The sequence below is a fragment of the Brevibacillus reuszeri genome, from assembly GCF_002897295.1.
Taxonomy (GTDB): domain Bacteria; phylum Bacillota; class Bacilli; order Brevibacillales; family Brevibacillaceae; genus Brevibacillus; species Brevibacillus reuszeri_A.
The window spans coordinates 1-248 of the sequence record NZ_BEXF01000165.1; the positions used below are offsets into that span (position 1 = coordinate 1).

The window sequence follows — 248 nt, forward strand, 5'->3', positions numbered from 1 at the left end:
CCTGGCAACGTCCTACTCTCCCGGCTCCCTGCGGAGCAAGTACCATCGGCGCTGGAGGGCTTAACGGCCGTGTTCGGCATGGGAACGGGTGTGTCCCCTCCGCCATCATCACCAGACTATATGAGAGAATGCTTCTCTCAAAACTGAACAGCGAATGTGCGTTAATCGTCGTATCTCCATAGAAAGGAGGTGATCCATCCGCACCTTCCGGTACGGATACCTTGTTACGACTTCACCCCAGTCATCTA

General features: G+C 54.8%; 2 rRNA genes. Both read right to left on the reverse strand.

Features of this window, described 5'->3' with window-relative positions:
• A 5S ribosomal RNA gene (gene rrf / locus C3B52_RS36020) occupies positions 1–116 on the reverse strand; the annotation flags it as partial.
• Positions 117–182: 66 nt separating this feature from the next.
• Positions 183–248, reverse strand: a 16S ribosomal RNA gene (locus tag C3B52_RS36025); the annotation flags it as partial.